We start from the raw sequence: 12916 nt of genomic DNA, 5'->3' as shown, positions 1-12916 counted from the left end.
GCTTACCCCCAAATTCGCTTGATTTCATCTTTAAAGGCCCGCGCAGCAGCAGCCGGATCTTCAGCCTCAGTAATACCGCGTCCAGCAATGAAGGTGAAGACATCAACTCCTTCAAAGAGTTTGAGCGTATCAATATTCAGACCGCCTGTCACTGATACACGGAAGCCCATTTCAATCAGCTTCTTGACCTTATTAAGATCCTTTTCTCCCCAAGTTTCCCCAGCCAAAAGAGCATCACGGGATTGGTGGTAAATAGCCTGAGAAATACCTGCATCCAGCCAAGTCTGAGCCTGTTCATAAGTCCAGTCTCCGTAGAGTTCAACCTGAATTTCCCCACGTTGGCCGCGCTCTTCCTGAATAGCTTTCAAGGCTGCCTTCATGGTTGGAATGGTGGCTGAGCAAATACAGGTCATCCAGTCTGCACCACGCACTGCATTGTTTTTAGCTACGGTTCCGCCGGCATCCGCACACTTGGTATCAGCCACGATGATTTTCTCTGGGAAAAGGCTGCGGAGCACTTCAACAAGCTCGCTTCCCACCTGCAAGAGACAGACCGTTCCTGCCTCAATGACATCTACTTCATGGCCGACAGAAACAGCCGCCTTGATGGCTCCCTGCAAATCTGAATGGTCCAATGCTACCTGTAAATTTGGAATCTGTTTTGACATCTTTTTACCTCTCTTCTTAGTTTCAATCATATCCTAGTCTCTCTGAGCATCCATCAGGAATCCAGATCCAAGCCCTGCAAGTAAGGACTGTCCTTTGATTCCTCTATCATAGCCAGCACTTCTTCGTCACTCTTGCAAGCCTTAATCCGCTCAATGGAATTTTCCAGCTCAAAAAGTGCAATAATCTGCGGAATGGCTACGCTGGTATGAATCTTGGAGCTGGTAGCCGCCAAAGAAAGCAGAACACTAACCTCCTTGCCATCTGAAAAAGTGACTGGTTCTGTCAGCGTAATCAGGGAGAAAGCGTCGCGATTAACCCCAGCTTCTGGTCTGGCATGAGGCATCGCCATGCCTGGCATAAGAATGTAATAGGGTCCATATTCTTCTGTCGACTCGACGATGGCATCGTAGTACTGAGGCTGAACAGCACCGCTCTCAATCAAGGGCTCTACAGCCAGTTTGACCGCTTCCTGCCAAGTCGCGGCTGAAAGACCCAAACGAATAGACTTGTTGTCTGTCAATACTTGTTTTAAATTCATTTCTCTTCCTTTCATTAGATACAAGGGGCATCCTCAATCCTTTTCAGAATTTTAGCCCCTGCTCAATCTCACAATAGATAATATAGGAAGGTGGGGCAGCCTAACCACCCCACCCTAACTGAGAACCCATCTTCATAGATACAAATTTTTACAATACCTGACTTAATTTTTCAGTGATTTCTTTATCATCCATCAGGTTGTCCAAGCCGATTAATTTTCCATTGGTTCGGCCTTCCAATTCATTGATTAAATGCAGAGAAGCAATGACAATATCATAGCCCGACGCTAAGCTTTTAGCCTCTCCGACACTGCAAGAATTGACTGTAAAGTCTGTCTGTCCCAAATTACGAAGTGCATTTTCCACTTTCATTTTAATCACCATAGATGATCCCATGCCATTTCCGCATGCTGTTAATACTTTAACCATTTCAGTTTCCTCCGAAATCTTATTTTATAATCATAGAAGTTTAGTCTTCTGCCTGTACCTGACCTTGATAGTAGGCTTCCTTATCCTTAGCTCTAGCGAATTGCAGCTGAGGAATGAGTAAGAAGAAGAAGCAAACCAGAGCGTAACCGATAATACCCAGATATTTGAAGATGTAGCCAAAGCCTAACCATGGAATTTCAAAATCGATATTACCGTGATATCCGCCGTAAGAAGCCAAGCCTAGCAGAGCCACACAGAGAGCACCAAGGGCTACCTGCAGCACACCTGAAATAAATGATAGGACAAGGGCTGCTTTCCAACCACCACGCTTGTCGGCATAGACTGCAATCGCTGCATTGTCAAAGAAGACAGGAACGAAACCAGTGATAATCAGGATTGGATTTTTGAAAACAATCAATAGTACAATGGTAATCAGTTGACCAACCAAACCAAAGGCAAAGCCGGAAAGAACGGCATTTGGTGAGCCAAATCCATAAGACGCTGCCACATCCACCGCTGGGAAGGAACCTGGCAAGAGCTTGCTTGAAATACCTTGAAAGGCATTAGTCAGTTCTGATACGAACATGCGCACCCCTTGCATGAGGATGAAGAGATAGACTGAGAAGGTAAAGGCTGTCTGAATGATATACATATAGAAGTCTTGCTTGGCAGGGTCAAATGGTGTACCAGTCGTGATAACTTCTTTGTTGGCCATAACATCTGGTCCCAAGACTAAGAGGATAGCACCGAAGAAGACTAGCATCAAAGTTGCAGAAGCAACGACAGTATCATGGAAGATAGACAGGAACTTAGGCAGCTTCAGATTGTCCAGATTTTCTTCTTTTTTACCAAAGAAAGGCGCAACCTTATCAACGAACCAGATGGCAAATTGCTGCTGGTGACCGATGGCGAAACCACCACCGCCAGTCAAACGCTGAGTTGCTTCAACAGTCATATTGGAGCTAACAGCCCAGTAGAGACCACAGATGAGGCCGATAGCCAAGGTTCCCCAGCTATTGCGCAGCTGCGGTACCAGCAAGAGCACCATCAGTGATACAGTAGCAGCCTGCTGAACCATGATATGACCAGTGATGAAGAGAGTCCGAATCTTAGTGACCTTACGGAAAGCTACTAGTAGGATGTTGAAGCCAAAGCCAATCAAGAGCGCTGTTGTAGCTGTTCCGACAAAGTTTGGGAATTCTTCCGCAATCTTTGTATTCGCCGCTGTCAATCCAAAGTAAGGATCAATGACCGCCGCCCCAATTTTGAACTTAAAGTTCAGGGCTGCCAGAATTGGCCGGAAAGTATTCACCAAACCGGCTGCTCCGGCATTAAGAATCAAATAGCCGACCGTTGCTTTAATGAAGCCGGCAAACACATCGTGGGCAGGTTTCTTGAGCAACGCATAACCGATTAGCACCAAAAGGCCGACGAAGAAAGCTGGATTTTGCAGAATGTTCTGCGAGAACCAATTTAGAATATTAAGAAGGATATTCATGGTAACTCCCCTTTACTTTTTATTTTTCTTATTCTTATAGATTCATTATAAATCTTGAAAACGGTAACAAAAAGACCAAGAATTACACAGGTGACTGTTCACTCTTGGACTGTCAAAAAAATCTGCCCCTAAGGACAGAAAAAAAGTAAGAAAGTGAACATCCTGCTCCTAAGTTCGACTACGCCTCTGGCTTGTGTCATTAAGTTTTAGCAGAACCTAGACTTCGCTTCCGCTCAGTCTACATCTATGCCTCTAAATTCGACTGCGCCTCTGGCTTGTCTCATTAAGTTTTTGCGGAACGTAGTTTTCGCTTACGCTCAAACTGCATCAATGCCTCTAAGCTCTGCTTGACTCTGCGAGCCGGCAATCGCTAAGAGACATAGAAAAACCCAGCTATCCAAATGGTTAGCTGGGTTAGGGTTGAGCTACATCATAGTTTTAAACTATCCTGCGGCCTTTTGATGAATGGTGATGCCGTATTTTTCATGGTTTTCTTCATACCAATTAATTAAGGCCATCGCAGTTTGATAAGTAATGTTCTTAATTTTGCTGGTCCCTTTAGTTAAGGTCAGGATACTCATCTTGCTGATGTTTGCATCCGTCGCAATTCGATAACTAGTTAAGGTTCCATTAACTAACAACTGAACAACAGCCTCGACTTTCCTATAGTCGGGCATAGTTGTAATATCCAACTTTTTCATAATTAAATCCTCTCCTAAAATTTAATTTACTAATCCATTATACACTTTTTTCTGACATTTACATATATAAAAACTTGAAAATGTACAAAAAATTAGAACAGAATCTATTGAAATGTCAACTTTTCCTGTTTTATAAACATTTATGTTTTATCTCCATTATCTAAAAAATTTAAAATGCCCAATTGTCATTTGCTGTCTTCCTCCAAATTATCTAAACATTTTTTAGAAGCCTAAATCATGCTAGTTCAGATTATGTGAGTGTCTTCCAACAGTTTTTTTAATTTTCTGAAAGCTGATGAAATACAGTATTGCGTTCCCGCATTTTACACTAGTCTGCTTTAGAGTTTTCAAGAAAAAACTTAAAAAATTTAGAGGAAAATAGCAATGTTAACCTTTCTAAAAAGTAAGCAGCTTCATGAAGCCAGTATGTTAGTCTATCAGAGAGAACGGCAGTATCTAGAAGAAAACAAAGAGCAGATGACAAGTTATAGTTCTTATGCCCTTGCAAGTATTTCCAAATTATGAAATGGAGCACCAAGCCAATAGAAAGGTTTTGATAGAAGACTTGTATAAGGCTTATCAGCTCTTTCTCTGCTGCAGGAGCCTGTTCAAATGACAAAATCCGCCTCGCTAGAACGAGACGGATGTAGCTGTGCATTAAGGTGACTGAGATTTAGACTTCTGCTCTAGCCTCTTGGCTGAGGGGCTGTCTTTTCTGACCAGATAAAGGCCCTCCTTGGAATTGGTCGGATCCTCCTTGAGCTTGAGCATGAGCAAATCCCCATTGTGGACATAGCTGTAAAGTTTAGACCCTAGCCGGATACTGCCGGCCTTGCGGTCAATGCTGCCCTTCTCTTCCAGACCCTCTTTATAGAAGGTGACTTGCTGGTCTCTGATATTCAGAATCGTTTCCTTGTCCAAGCCACTGAAGCCGTCTGCCCCATCCTCAATCTGGCGGTAATACACTCCGTCCAGACTGGCCTCATTCAGGCTGGCAAAGAGGAAGAGAGCTCCAAAAGCTAAAGCAAGGAGGACTAGGCCTGAGAAAATAATTGTCTTACGCTTCATCTGCCGCTCCTGCTCTTTCCGGGACGGTCAGCCTGGGATAGGGGATATCAGCTATCAGCTCGTCATAACGCTGGAGCAAATCCTGAAAAGTCACATCTACATAACCAACAAAGACCAGCCGCTCAATATCTTCTTTATTAAAAAAGATTAATTCTTTTCCCGTCAGACCGGAGGGCAGGGTTACTGCCCCAAAGTCAAAGTAGCCGGTCTGTCCGTCAAGGGTCGTCACAGGAAACTGGCTGACAATCATCAGGGGTTGAGAACTGCCCTTAACCATGACTACACTTCCGATAGGTAATTGTTGTTTCATCAAAGTCTCCTTTCTCCTTAAGCCAGAGCAAGCGCTGGGAGGGCGACTACAGGAGCTACTGTCACTGCAACTACTACAGCTGCAACTTCCAGACCATTCACGGTTTGCGCCCCCGTTTCAACCGAATTCACCGTTTTATTTCCATTCGAGTCTTTACTGATGTTCGAGTCGACGCCATAGACTCCAACCATACCATTCCAGATATCAGTAGATAATTTAAGACCGGCCCCAGTATCGTGCTGCTCTGTTCCAGCATGTAGAGAAAGATTAATCTCCGGCATAGGGAGCCAACCTGTGTCTGTATTTAAGCCAACACTACCATTGACACCAATATGATAGCCACCGACACTGATTTGAGGGCTGGCATTAAGCTTCCAGTCACTGGCATCTATATCAACAGAAGCCACACCCAAATCTACAGCTACTCCATTAAAAATACCATTATTTGTCTTGTACTTGAAAATACCAGGATCGTCTTCTTCCACAGTTGTCGAGTATTTGGCATAGGTACTATATAACCAGCCTGTACTCCAGTCAGTCTTTTTGGAGTGTTCCAGGGTATTGGTATGACCAAAAAGAAAGTCCCAAAAGCCCGATGAACCACCGCTACTACCAGCAGACTGTTTGGCAGCAGGCATAGCTACTGTTTGGGCACCAGTTTGATTGCCTGCTTGCTTCATAAAGCCCAGCATAGCCCCAGCCCACAGCCCATTGAAAGCAGTCTGCGAGAGACTACCAGAAGCTTGATCTGCCTTGGCCTGGTCCAGTCTTGCCTTGAGGATGGGATCAGCCTGCTGGACCGCTTCTTCCAGATGGCTGCGGAGGGCCTGCGGTATGTTCCGGCTGGGATAGCGCTCTAGATAGGCCTGGACAGCCTTGATATCCTCCGGAGTCAGCTCTTCACCGCTGTCTAGCTTATCCATGACCTTTTGAAAGGCAGCTTCAACGGCTTTTTTGCTCTCCCAAGCTGTTTCAACAGTCTGGGTCCAGGTCATCCTGTCCGGACTAGGCAGGACAAAGCTGCCGTTAAAATTCGTAAACCCTTCTGTCATCAAGCTCAGAGCTTGGTCCAAAGCAGCAGCCAGCCCCGGCAGATTGTCGAAAATAGTGGCCGACGATGAATAAAAGGCCAGCAGTTTATTCAGCTTGTCCTGCAATTCATGACGTTTGTCCTGAGCTGCTGTAATGGCATTCTGGATGCTGCTTTTGGTAGAATCAGCCACATCCTTCTGTTTATTGGCCTCGGTCAGAGCCTGATTTTGGCTGTCAATGGTCTGATCATAGGAAGCAATCTGACTCTCCAGGACATCTTGGTCCAAACTCTCTTCTGCTACCTCACTGACATAACGGCTGGGCAGGTCGCTGCCAGCTTTGACCAACTCTTCTTCAAAGAGAATCGCTGCCTTAAAGAGGGGAAGAAACATCCCCTGACAGTAGGTTTTAGCACTGTCATATGCTGTTCCGGTCAGCCCGCTTTCCCCTGCAAAACTTTCCATGGCCTGCATGGCAGATTCATAAGCCGCGATCCTCACCTGGCCGGCAGTGGCCATTGACCCTGCCTGCTGGTTGGAAGCGGGGAGTTCCATCTTAGCGCCCATATCCAGCCTCCTTTTCTTCTGCTTCCAGAGCTTGTCTATACTGACCCTGGATGGTCTCAATCTGACGGTCTAGCTTTTTTCTTTCCTTATCCAGCCGATCCTGACCATCCTGGATATCCAAATCCAGCAGTCGGTGACTGTGCTCAACCAGACCCATAATATCATAAAAATCCTGACCGTCCTTGGCCGTTAAGGGCAGGTAATTCAGCTCTCTCAAGGCCGAAAGCCCCCGGTCATAGAGATAGTCCATATCCTCTTCAAAGCGGTCCAGACGGCGCTTTTGCTCCTCAGCCTTATCCAACTTTTCAAAAGCCTGCAGGCGTTCGGCAGCCAGAGTTTGGGAATTCTTCATACTACTTCCCCCTTATCCCTCAATATCCGCAGCCAGTCCTTGGTCGGTCGCTTGAAATTCCTCTGCTACGCTTTGCAGGAGCTGACTGAAGCTTGTAATCTTACCGGCGATATCAGCTGACGCCGTACTGGAATGATCAATTTCCTCACTTGCCCGGCTATTTCCCTCCAAACGACTGATAGCATCCTTGTCAGGCTGAGATGCTGCACCTATCTGACTGGAAGCGGCTGAAAAGCTATTAGCATGGCTAGCTGCCAGCCCATTATCACTTTTAATATCTGACATTGCTTGCTCCTCTGTTTTTGCTTTTATTTTATGACATTTATATTATAAGTTCAAGTCTCCGCCTGCTTTTTAACCAAAAAGAAACAAGACTGATAAATAATTCCAATCTTGTTAATTGCTAAACCTACTTAAGCTGGTGCTTTTAAAGCCTCTAATTTCCGCTACTGAATAATCAAAAACTCATCTTCCAGATTGCCTTGCAAATCTTTGGCAGACAGATTATCTAAGCGAGATCCGGTAACATTATCAGGAATCTGCTTTCTATTACTTTGTTAGCTCGCCTTTCCATACTCCTGTTTTTTCCTCCACTTTCGTATCACTAGACCAACTGTTAAATAAAGCATGGTCGGAATCATCCCCACTGATAGCGAGAAGAGGAAAGCTTGATTTTTTTCTACCGAGACAAAGCCTAGTAATAGTAAAGGATTTATAACCGCATCCTCCATAGTGTGCATAATTACCAGCGGCCAGACAGACTTAGTAATTCTAAAAATCTCTGTATACATGACCGTCCAGCATGCAACAGTTATCATCCCGATAAGGAAGAATGTAAACCTTCCAACCGGTAAGGTATTTTGGATTTCTCTCTCAGACAGAAGCTTCATAATGTAAGGCAGATGCCAAATCCACCAGATAAAGCCAACAAGTAGATATAGTTTTAAATCGGATAATTTTTATTTGATTAATTGATTAGTAAGATTTGCCCTCCAAACAGATTCTTCAAAAATATTTTTTATAAATTGAGTCCCTATCTGTGTGAGCAAGATTCTAAGATAGACTGTGAACTCAACCTTCATACCTGTCACTCTGATGCCTTGTGTCATCAGTCCCAAGAGTATCACTATCATCGTAACAAGAGGGTAGACTAAAAAACTAACAAGGTATAATTTTTTGTTATTTTTAAAATTAATGGAAACCCTGCCTCTTTCCAGCCGTCTCCGCCAAAGCTTCGAAGAAAGATGGTACAGATTAACGGAGTTACCAGCCAAATCAGCATCCCTAAAGAGCCACTTCCTATCTCTGTTCCGATATTTTCGTAATGAGCCTGGCCGGTTACTTTATCAACGACATAACCAATCCAACCACATAGGGTGCTGAAGAATGCAAAGATAATGACATTGCGCTTAATTGTAGTTATGGACTGTTTCATAGCAGTCTGCTTTCGTCAAAAATTATTCATCTCTCTTGTTTTAAATCCTTCTGCATAAAGCTGATCCCCCTGATAGGCTAATATACTGGCTTTATAAAGTTGCTTGCTTTTAGGTTCTGTTAAGGAGAGTCAAGTTGATATTTTGGAATAAACGCTAATTTATTTCCAGAAAGGAGAGTTATTTGAAATTCATACTCAGCAAAAAAGACCTGCCTTCATCTAAGAAGGAGGTCTTTGAAAAGTTAGTTGACTTAGTAAGCTTTATTCTGCTTGCTTGTCTTCTTCAGATGCGGCAGCACCCTTTTCACGAATAACTAAGACACCATCTTCCAAATCGGCTGTCAAGTGCTTAGCATCTAGATTATCCAAGTGGAAGTCAGTCACCTTGTCACGAATTTGCTGCTCAATGACACGGCGGAGCGGACGGACACCCATGACTTGGTCATAACCAGCATCGCGCAGGAATTCCTTAGCTGCATCAGATACAGCCAGATCAATTTCTTTCTTGCTCAAGGTTTGATTTACTTCGATCAGCATGAGATTCACAATCTCCATCAAGTCTTCTTTCTTGAGATGAGAGAACTCAATAACCGCATTGAAACGATTGAGGAATTCTGGACGGAAGTAAGCTTTGAGTCGATCCATCAAATCAGGTTTTTCTGCATCCTCTTCCAAGCCAGCTTCGTAGCCAAAGCCAGCATTGGAAGTCGCAATGATGACCGTGTTCTTGAAGTTGACTGTATTCCCTTGACCATCTGTCAAACGACCGTCATCCAGAACTTGAAGGAGAAGGGTAATCACTTGTGGATCCGCCTTTTCAATCTCATCCAAGAGAATGATAGAGTAAGGATTGCGGCGCACACGCTCGGTTAAGGTGTTGTTGTTGTCATCATAGCCAACATAGCCGGCAGTCGTACCAATCAGCTTGGAAACAGCAGTCCGGTCGGAGTATTCTGACATATCCAGACGGATGATGGCTTCCTTGGTACCAAACATATCCAAAGCCAGTTGCTTAGCCAGCTCAGTCTTTCCGACACCTGTCGGACCAACGAAGAGGAAGCTGCCGATTGGACGGTTGCCTTCATCAAATCCTGCACGGTTACGGCGGATAGCTCTAGCCACGGCTTCTACAGCCTTGTCTTGGCCAATCACTTTAGCTTTGAGACGGTCATTCATGCCCTTGAGGCGCTCAATGTCGCTAGCTCCCATTTGAGATACCGGCACACCCGTCATCCGTTCAACAGACTCTGCTACATCGTTGACCGTAGCTGTCACCTTCATATCCTCAGTGTGATTTTGAATTTTCTTTTCTAGCTCTTCAATGCGAGTCTTAGCATTCAGAGCTGCTTCATAATCTTCTTTCTCAACAGCCGCTTCCTGTTTGTCTTTTTGCTCAGCAATCTCATTTTCAACCGCATGAACATCGGTTACTGGATGCTGGGCTGCCAAGTGGGCAGCAGTCACATCGACCAGGTCAATCGCCTTGTCTGGCAAGCTCCGTTGTGGAATATACTGAACAGAGTAGTCCACAGCTGCTTTCAGCACTTCATCTGGCAGGATGACATTGTGGTGCTTTTCATACAGGTCCCGAATGCCTCGAAGGATCTGATAGGTATCTTCGGCAGACGGTGCATTGACCTTGACTTCATTGAAACGACGAGCCAAAGCAGCATTTTTAAGGATAGTATTGCGATACTCGTCCTGAGTAGTAGCCCCGATGACGGTTAACTCACCACGAGAAAGTGCTGGTTTGAGAATATCCGCCATGCCCTTAGAGCCACTATCTCCACCGATAGATCCTGCTCCTAGAATTTGATGGATTTCGTCAAAGAAGAGGATAATGTTGCCGGATTCCTTGACTTCATTGACTAAATTTTGAATATTTTCTTCAAAGCTACCACGATATTGGGTTCCAGCTTCCAGACCGGAAATATCAACAGAAATAATTTCCTTATTCTTGATAGCCGCTGGCACATCACCATTGACGATAGCCTGAGCCAATCCTTCTACGACAGCTGTCTTACCAACTCCGGCATCTCCGACCAGAACCGGATTATTCTTAGTCCGGCGAGAAAGGATTTCAGCAGTTTCTTGGATTTCCTTATTGCGCCCAATGACTGGATCTAACTTGCCATCACGCGCTTCCTGAGTCAGATTGCGACCCAGCTTAGCTAGGATACCATCTTGCTTAGGTCCATGAGCAGCAGTTTGGCCAGTCTGCTCACCTGTTCCTTGACCAGGGAGCTTGCCAGTAGCCCGGTACTGAGCAAACTCTTCCGGTGTGACCTCTCTACCATTAATCAAGTAGCGCCGGTGTTCGCTGTTGTAGCCACCCATGCGTCCCATAAGTTGGTTGAAAAGGTCGTCCATATTATTAAAATTGTTGTAGTTGTTGTTCATAGCATTACCTCGCTTTTTTCATATTTTGCTTTACATAATTTTTATTTTTACTAAAGTTTGAGATAAGAAATCTCTTCCTTATCTACTATAAATTTTCATTTGGGAGATCTTCTCCTATCTATTATTTTACATAACTTATTCTCTTTTCAAAAATCAAGACTGATTCAGTCTCTATTTTTATGAGTGATTTGATCTCTTTCGGAAGAAGATGATCTTACATAATTTTTAATCCTCCCAAAAATAATCGCCTTCCGGCTATATTCACATCTTCTGATTAAATTTACGTAAACTTTTTTGTTTACAGTTGTAATTTTATCATGACAGAATTTATTTGTCAATAGATTTTACATAATTTTTTAAAATAAATTTACAAATGTAATCAAAATTTTGGTTTAGGCTCTTTTCATTCCTATAAAGACGCTTTTTTATAATAAAAATCTGGACATAGTCCAGATTTTAAATCATATACTCTACACTATAGCTGGCATCCGACAGAATACGGGACAGAAACTGTTTGGTCCGTTCTTCCTTCGGACTAGAGAAGAATTCCTGAGGAGGATTTTCTTCAATTATGTGGCCTCCGTCCATAAAGATGACATGGTTGGCCACATCGCGGGCAAAGCTCATCTCGTGGGTCACAACGACCATGGTCACTCCCTCCTGAGCCAGCTGCTTCATGACACTAAGAACTTCGCCGACCAGTTCCGGATCTAGCGCCGAAGTTGGTTCATCCAGCAGGATAACGTCTGGCTTGACAGCAATGGCGCGGGCAATCCCAATCCGCTGCTGCTGGCCGCCTGATAGCTGGGAAGGATAGTAGTCTTTGTAGGCCAAGAGACCCACGCGCTTCAAGGACTCTTCCGCAATCTCAAGCGCTTCTTCCCTCGGTATCTTACGAGCGATCACTAAGCCTTCTAAGATATTTTCAAGGGCTGTTTTATTGGCAAAGAGATTATAATGCTGGAAGACAAAGGCCGTCTTTCTACGGATTTCTAAAATCTCCTTTTTGCTGAGCTTAGCCAAATCATAGTCTTTACCAGACAGAGTCAGCTGGCCGCCATCCGCTTTTTCTAAGTGATTCAGACAGCGCAGAAATGTTGTTTTCCCAGAGCCTGAGGGTCCTAGAATAACCACAACATCACCTTGATTGACCTTGAGACTGACATCTGCCAGCACCTGATGCTCTCCAAACCGTTTGGAGATATGTTTTACTTCTAACATAATCTTTCCTTCCTAAGCAAGAGCGTAGCGCTTTTCCAAGCCCCTAAACATCCACTGAATCAAGCCACAAATAATGAGATAAATAACAAAAATCACCAGATAAGACTCTGAATACTGGTAAGAATGGGAGGCTTCTATCTTAGCCAGGGCTGTGATATCCTTGACTGTCATGACAAATACCAGCGAGGTTCCCTTGACTAGATTGATAACCAGATTGGCCAGATTGGGCAGGGCAGAGCGCAGAGCCTGAGGAAAAACAATCCTCCGATAGGCTTGAAAATTCGTTAAACCAATCGCTTGAGCCGCTTCTAACTGTCCTTTATCCACTGTCAATATGGCAGAGCGCAGTATTTCCGACAAACTGCCTGTCGTCATCAGGCTATAGATGATGAAAGCATAGTAAAGTGGATTGAACTTAAAGACGTCTACCTGACTGCCCAGATTTTTAAAAATTTGATTCAGTAAGCTAGGAAAAAGACTATAGAAAAAGAGAATGAGCAAAATGGGAGGTGTCGCCCGAATAAAGGCCAGATAAACCACCGAAAAGGTCCGAACACCCCGAACTTTATAAATCTGCCCCAGAGCTAGAAGCAGAGCCGGAATAAAGCTGAGCAGAATAGCCACCACCATAATGATCAAGGTTACTGGTATGCCTTTCAACGTTACCAGAAAGGTATTTACAATATAATTCAAATCCAT

Annotated in this window: 16 protein-coding genes; 1 reads left to right on the top strand and 15 read right to left on the bottom strand. The window is 44.2% G+C overall.

Features of this window, described 5'->3' with window-relative positions; translation table 11 throughout:
• Positions 1–2 precede the first annotated feature (2 nt).
• The 5 genes from RSK81_RS01525 to RSK81_RS01505 form a co-directional block, all read right to left on the bottom strand.
• Complete coding sequence (locus RSK81_RS01525; RefSeq protein WP_011837547.1) at positions 3–668, bottom strand: 3-keto-L-gulonate-6-phosphate decarboxylase UlaD; 666 nt, start codon at positions 666–668, stop codon at positions 3–5.
• A gap of 53 nt (positions 669–721) precedes the next feature.
• On the bottom strand, positions 722–1207 hold the full coding sequence (locus RSK81_RS01520) for a PTS sugar transporter subunit IIA (protein WP_101771927.1): 486 nt from the start codon (positions 1205–1207) through the stop codon (positions 722–724).
• Positions 1208–1355: 148 nt separating this feature from the next.
• Positions 1356–1634 carry a PTS sugar transporter subunit IIB gene (locus RSK81_RS01515; RefSeq protein WP_002899074.1) on the bottom strand — a complete coding sequence of 93 codons (279 nt, stop codon included), beginning with the start codon at positions 1632–1634 and terminating at the stop codon, positions 1356–1358.
• A gap of 40 nt (positions 1635–1674) precedes the next feature.
• Complete coding sequence (locus tag RSK81_RS01510) at positions 1675–3132, bottom strand: PTS ascorbate transporter subunit IIC (protein WP_002899076.1); 1458 nt, start codon at positions 3130–3132, stop codon at positions 1675–1677.
• A gap of 443 nt (positions 3133–3575) precedes the next feature.
• On the bottom strand, positions 3576–3833 hold the full coding sequence (locus tag RSK81_RS01505) for a hypothetical protein (protein WP_002893837.1): 258 nt from the start codon (positions 3831–3833) through the stop codon (positions 3576–3578).
• A 384-nt stretch (positions 3834–4217) separates the two neighbouring features.
• On the opposite strand from RSK81_RS01505, the gene RSK81_RS01500 reads away from it, so the two are divergent.
• Positions 4218–4358 (top strand): hypothetical protein, encoded by a 141-nt coding sequence (locus RSK81_RS01500; RefSeq protein ID WP_009660079.1) that lies wholly within the window; start codon positions 4218–4220, stop codon positions 4356–4358.
• A gap of 132 nt (positions 4359–4490) precedes the next feature.
• On the opposite strand, the gene RSK81_RS01495 is transcribed toward RSK81_RS01500, so the two are convergent.
• The 10 genes from RSK81_RS01495 to RSK81_RS01455 all read right to left on the bottom strand — a co-directional run bounded on the left by RSK81_RS01495 (position 4491) and on the right by RSK81_RS01455 (position 12916).
• Positions 4491–4901 (bottom strand): hypothetical protein, encoded by a 411-nt coding sequence (locus tag RSK81_RS01495; protein WP_002902216.1) that lies wholly within the window; start codon positions 4899–4901, stop codon positions 4491–4493.
• Complete coding sequence (locus RSK81_RS01490) at positions 4891–5211, bottom strand: DUF4176 domain-containing protein (protein ID WP_002907960.1); 321 nt, start codon at positions 5209–5211, stop codon at positions 4891–4893. Before RSK81_RS01490 ends, RSK81_RS01495 begins: the two co-directional genes overlap by 11 nt.
• 17 nt (positions 5212–5228) lie before the next feature.
• A complete protein-coding gene (locus tag RSK81_RS01485) occupies positions 5229–6809 on the bottom strand; it encodes a virulence protein (protein WP_061602662.1) in 1581 nt (526 codons plus the stop codon).
• On the bottom strand, positions 6799–7161 hold the full coding sequence (locus tag RSK81_RS01480; RefSeq protein WP_061602663.1) for a hypothetical protein: 363 nt from the start codon (positions 7159–7161) through the stop codon (positions 6799–6801). Before RSK81_RS01480 ends, RSK81_RS01485 begins: the two co-directional genes overlap by 11 nt.
• A 12-nt stretch (positions 7162–7173) precedes the next feature.
• Positions 7174–7446, bottom strand: coding sequence for a TIGR04197 family type VII secretion effector (locus tag RSK81_RS01475; protein ID WP_061602664.1), 273 nt, complete (start codon positions 7444–7446; stop codon positions 7174–7176).
• A gap of 272 nt (positions 7447–7718) precedes the next feature.
• Entirely contained in the window at positions 7719–8051 is a 333-nt protein-coding gene (locus tag RSK81_RS12900) for a CAAX protease (protein WP_410530911.1), read from the bottom strand.
• A gap of 260 nt (positions 8052–8311) precedes the next feature.
• Entirely contained in the window at positions 8312–8596 is a 285-nt protein-coding gene (locus RSK81_RS01470; protein WP_002926135.1) for a hypothetical protein, read from the bottom strand.
• A gap of 261 nt (positions 8597–8857) precedes the next feature.
• Entirely contained in the window at positions 8858–10996 is a 2139-nt protein-coding gene (locus tag RSK81_RS01465) for an ATP-dependent Clp protease ATP-binding subunit (protein ID WP_315687182.1), read from the bottom strand.
• A 456-nt stretch (positions 10997–11452) separates the two neighbouring features.
• Positions 11453–12217 (bottom strand): amino acid ABC transporter ATP-binding protein, encoded by a 765-nt coding sequence (locus RSK81_RS01460; RefSeq protein WP_002911634.1) that lies wholly within the window; start codon positions 12215–12217, stop codon positions 11453–11455.
• Between the two features lie 12 nt (positions 12218–12229).
• Positions 12230–12916 carry an amino acid ABC transporter permease gene (locus tag RSK81_RS01455; protein ID WP_002902204.1) on the bottom strand — a complete coding sequence of 229 codons (687 nt, stop codon included), beginning with the start codon at positions 12914–12916 and terminating at the stop codon, positions 12230–12232.

It is taken from the genome of Streptococcus sp. DTU_2020_1000888_1_SI_GRL_NUU_041A (assembly GCF_032387735.1).
Taxonomy (GTDB): domain Bacteria; phylum Bacillota; class Bacilli; order Lactobacillales; family Streptococcaceae; genus Streptococcus; species Streptococcus sanguinis.
This window is presented reverse-complemented; position numbering and strand designations above follow the sequence as displayed.

What these genes read in the sequence shown, in the direction of transcription:
- RSK81_RS01460 (WP_002911634.1), bottom strand. Translation starts at nt 12,217, where the DNA reads ATGTTAGAAGTAAAACATATCTCCAAACGGTTTGGAGAGCATCAGGTG.
- RSK81_RS01505 (WP_002893837.1), bottom strand. Translation starts at nt 3,833, where the DNA reads ATGAAAAAGTTGGATATTACAACTATGCCCGACTATAGGAAAGTCGAG.
- RSK81_RS01520 (WP_101771927.1), bottom strand. Translation starts at nt 1,207, where the DNA reads ATGAATTTAAAACAAGTATTGACAGACAACAAGTCTATTCGTTTGGGT.
- RSK81_RS01495 (WP_002902216.1), bottom strand. Translation starts at nt 4,901, where the DNA reads ATGAAGCGTAAGACAATTATTTTCTCAGGCCTAGTCCTCCTTGCTTTA.
- RSK81_RS01490 (WP_002907960.1), bottom strand. Translation starts at nt 5,211, where the DNA reads ATGAAACAACAATTACCTATCGGAAGTGTAGTCATGGTTAAGGGCAGT.
- RSK81_RS01510 (WP_002899076.1), bottom strand. Translation starts at nt 3,132, where the DNA reads ATGAATATCCTTCTTAATATTCTAAATTGGTTCTCGCAGAACATTCTG.
- RSK81_RS01485 (WP_061602662.1), bottom strand. Translation starts at nt 6,809, where the DNA reads ATGGGCGCTAAGATGGAACTCCCCGCTTCCAACCAGCAGGCAGGGTCA.
- RSK81_RS01480 (WP_061602663.1), bottom strand. Translation starts at nt 7,161, where the DNA reads ATGAAGAATTCCCAAACTCTGGCTGCCGAACGCCTGCAGGCTTTTGAA.
- RSK81_RS01515 (WP_002899074.1), bottom strand. Translation starts at nt 1,634, where the DNA reads ATGGTTAAAGTATTAACAGCATGCGGAAATGGCATGGGATCATCTATG.
- RSK81_RS01455 (WP_002902204.1), bottom strand. Translation starts at nt 12,916, where the DNA reads ATGGATTTGAATTATATTGTAAATACCTTTCTGGTAACGTTGAAAGGC.
- RSK81_RS12900 (WP_410530911.1), bottom strand. Translation starts at nt 8,051, where the DNA reads ATGAAGCTTCTGTCTGAGAGAGAAATCCAAAATACCTTACCGGTTGGA.
- RSK81_RS01500 (WP_009660079.1), top strand. Translation starts at nt 4,218, where the DNA reads ATGTTAACCTTTCTAAAAAGTAAGCAGCTTCATGAAGCCAGTATGTTA.
- RSK81_RS01525 (WP_011837547.1), bottom strand. Translation starts at nt 668, where the DNA reads ATGTCAAAACAGATTCCAAATTTACAGGTAGCATTGGACCATTCAGAT.
- RSK81_RS01475 (WP_061602664.1), bottom strand. Translation starts at nt 7,446, where the DNA reads ATGTCAGATATTAAAAGTGATAATGGGCTGGCAGCTAGCCATGCTAAT.
- RSK81_RS01465 (WP_315687182.1), bottom strand. Translation starts at nt 10,996, where the DNA reads ATGAACAACAACTACAACAATTTTAATAATATGGACGACCTTTTCAAC.
- RSK81_RS01470 (WP_002926135.1), bottom strand. Translation starts at nt 8,596, where the DNA reads ATGAAACAGTCCATAACTACAATTAAGCGCAATGTCATTATCTTTGCA.